This window comes from Corynebacterium sp. (assembly GCF_030152825.1).
Lineage (GTDB): Bacteria > Actinomycetota > Actinomycetes > Mycobacteriales > Mycobacteriaceae > Corynebacterium.
On the sequence record NZ_JASLIP010000026.1, the window covers coordinates 1 to 2,651 of the forward strand.

4 protein-coding genes and 1 pseudogene are annotated in these 2,651 nt (G+C 64.2%); all 5 read left to right on the plus strand.

Going from position 1 to position 2,651, the window contains the following annotated elements:
* Positions 1-284: hypothetical protein (locus Q1V78_RS02950; protein WP_300611451.1), on the plus strand; the 284-nt coding region annotated here is incomplete at its 5' end.
* 142 nt (positions 285-426) lie between these two features.
* On the plus strand, positions 427-738 hold the full coding sequence (locus tag Q1V78_RS02955; RefSeq protein WP_300611453.1) for a molybdopterin dinucleotide binding domain-containing protein: 312 nt from the start codon (positions 427-429) through the stop codon (positions 736-738).
* 23 nt (positions 739-761) lie between these two features.
* On the plus strand, positions 762-1,403 hold the full coding sequence (locus Q1V78_RS02960; RefSeq protein WP_300611455.1) for a DMSO/selenate family reductase complex B subunit: 642 nt from the start codon (positions 762-764) through the stop codon (positions 1,401-1,403).
* Positions 1,404-1,407: 4 nt separating this feature from the next.
* On the plus strand, positions 1,408-2,379 hold the full coding sequence (locus Q1V78_RS02965) for a DmsC/YnfH family molybdoenzyme membrane anchor subunit (RefSeq protein ID WP_300611457.1): 972 nt from the start codon (positions 1,408-1,410) through the stop codon (positions 2,377-2,379).
* A pseudogene (locus tag Q1V78_RS02970) lies at positions 2,379-2,651 on the plus strand (twin-arginine leader-binding protein); the annotation flags it as partial. The gene Q1V78_RS02965 and the pseudogene Q1V78_RS02970, both read left to right, overlap by 1 nt.

Sequence of the window (2,651 nt, forward strand, 5' to 3'; positions counted from 1 at the left end):
TCGGGGTGGGAAAGAAGTTCACCGAAGGCCGCACCCAGGAGCAGTGGGTCAAGCACACGATGGCGGAATCCGCTCGCGAGATTCCGGAGCTGCCGAGCTACGAGAAGCTCAAGGAGATGGGCGTGTGGAAGCGGGCCGGGGGAGTCGGTAATCCCGCTGAAGGAGTTCCGCGAGGACCCGGCAGCCAACCCGCTCGAAACCCCGTCCGGGCTGATCGAGATCTACTCCGAGGAGCTCGCGAAGCTACGCAAGGAGTGGGAGTTCCCGAACGCCGCACCTGGTGATGAGATCACCGCGCTGCCGGAACACGTCGACGCCTGGGAAGGACCCGCGGAGGCGCACAAAGCCTACACCAGCGGCGGCAAGTACCCGCTGCAGTGCATCGGACACCACACAAAGGGCCGCACCCACTCGTCTTATGGCAACGTGGACTGGCTCCGGGACGACGCCCACCTCCAGGTGCTGTGGATCAACCCGCTGGACGCCCGCAAGCGGGGCATCAAGAACGACGACGAGGTCTACGCGTTCAACGACCGCGGCAGGATCAAGTCCGTCGCCCGGGTCAGCCCCCGCATCGCACCCGGCGTGATCTCCGTTCCCCAGGGGTCCTGGTTTGCGCCGGACGCCAAGGGAGTGGACGCCGGAGCCAGCGTCAACACGCTGACCAGTTGGCACCCATCCCCGCTGGGCGAGGGCAATGCCCAGCACACGACTCTCGTTGAGGTTGAGAAGGCCTAAGAAAGGCCGAAGGTTAGGAAAACATGGTTAAGAAGAACGCTTCCCAAGAAAACCAGCGGCTGGGTTTCTACTTCGACCAGAGCTTGTGCAACGGCTGTAAGGCCTGCCAGATCGCTTGCAAGGACAAGCACGACACCCCGCTGGGTACCAACTGGCGCCGGGTCGTGGAGTACTCGGGCGGGGATTGGAACCTCGCCAACGGAGTGTTTAACCACGACACCTTCACCTACTACACATCGATCTCCTGCAATCACTGCGAAGACCCGATCTGCGCGAAGGTCTGCCCGACGACCGCGATGCACAAGGGGGAGGACGGCATCGTCACCGTCGACCCCGATAAGTGCATCGGTTGCCGCTACTGCGAGTGGGCCTGCCCGTACTCCGCTCCACAGTTCAACCCGGAGACCAAGCAGATGAGCAAGCGCGACCTGTGCACCGACCTGCGTGCGGAGGGGAAGGAGCCCGCCTGCGTCACCGCCTGCCCGTCGCGTGCCCTGGACTGGGGTCCGATCGACGTGCTGCGGGACAAGTACGGCGATGTCAGCGCCGTCGCACCCCTGCCTGATCCGAGCATCACCAAGCCCAACCTCGTCATTCGCCCGCACCGCGATGCGAAGGAGTGGGATACCAACCACGGCGAGATCATGAATCGCCAGGAAATCTAGACCAGTGTTTCTGCAGGAATGGCCACTGACCTTCTTCACGATCCTGTCCCAAATGGCCGTGGGCGCGTTCATCATCCTGGGGCTCATCCAAGTGAGCTCCCGCCGGAGGGTCGGGGCAGTGGCCGATAAGGCCCGCGCCGAGGCCAAGGCGCAGGCATTGGAGCGGGTCTCGGACGCCGCGCTCTACGCGATTGGCCCGTTGATGGTGGCCGGCTTTATCGCCGCGTTCTTCCACCTGGGCAATCCCATGAACGGCATCAACGTGATTCGGGGCGTGCCGAGCTCTCCGCTCGCACAGGAAGTCATGATGGGCGTGGGCTTCGCCGTACAAGGGTTCGCCTTCGCCGCCACCCAGTGGTTCCACTGGGGCAGCTCACGGCTGCGCTTCGTGCTGGCGATCGTCACCGCGCTGTGGGGCCTGGCTTTCGTGTGGTCAATGGCTCGGCTCTACATGCTGCCAACGATCCCGCACTGGGATCACTGGACCACCCCGGCGCAGTTATATGTGACCACCTTCTTGAGTGGCGCGCTCGCGATCGGTACGGCGCTCGCGTGGTTCCCGAAGCTGCGGGACAAGCCCTGGCTGAACAAGCCCATGCCCGCCAACCGTCGCCCGGCGGACATGAGCGATACCCACGTGGACTACGTCAACCGGCTGGTGCAGCGCTCCCTGCAGGGCATCGGCGTGCTCTCCGTTCTGCTGCTCCCGGTCGAGCTCTTCGTGATCATCTTCGCCTATAGCCGACCAGATTCGGTCAACCCCGCGGCCTTCGCCTTCCCGACCGGGTGGTTCGTCCTGCGGCTGGCCCTGCTGATCATCGGCGCTGGGCTGATGGGCCTATTCCTGGCGCGGACCAAGCGGGACGACATCAACCTGCTGCTCACGCTGGTGATGACCAGCTACATCCTCGTGACGATCTCCGAGGTTATCGGCCGCTTCATCTTCTACGGCGGCATGGACAGGATCGGGATCTGATGGGCGCCGAGCAGGACTTGGCGGCCATCTCGGAGTCCGCCTTGGTGGTCTCCCAGCTCTTCCTGGCTGCCCCCAACTCCGAGTTGCGCGGGGCGTTGCAGGACGACGGCGCGCTGGCCGAGTGGCCGCTGACTGACCAGCAATCCCAGCGGGGGATCGCGATCCTGCGCGATGCGGTGCGGGAGGGGAATGTCGATAGCCACGAGGATCTCGAGCGCGACCACCTCTATCTCTTTATCGGGATCGGCAAGCCACTGGCCCCAGCCCTACGA

What these genes read in the sequence shown, in the direction of transcription:
- Q1V78_RS02960 (WP_300611455.1), top strand. Translation starts at nt 762, where the DNA reads ATGGTTAAGAAGAACGCTTCCCAAGAAAACCAGCGGCTGGGTTTCTAC.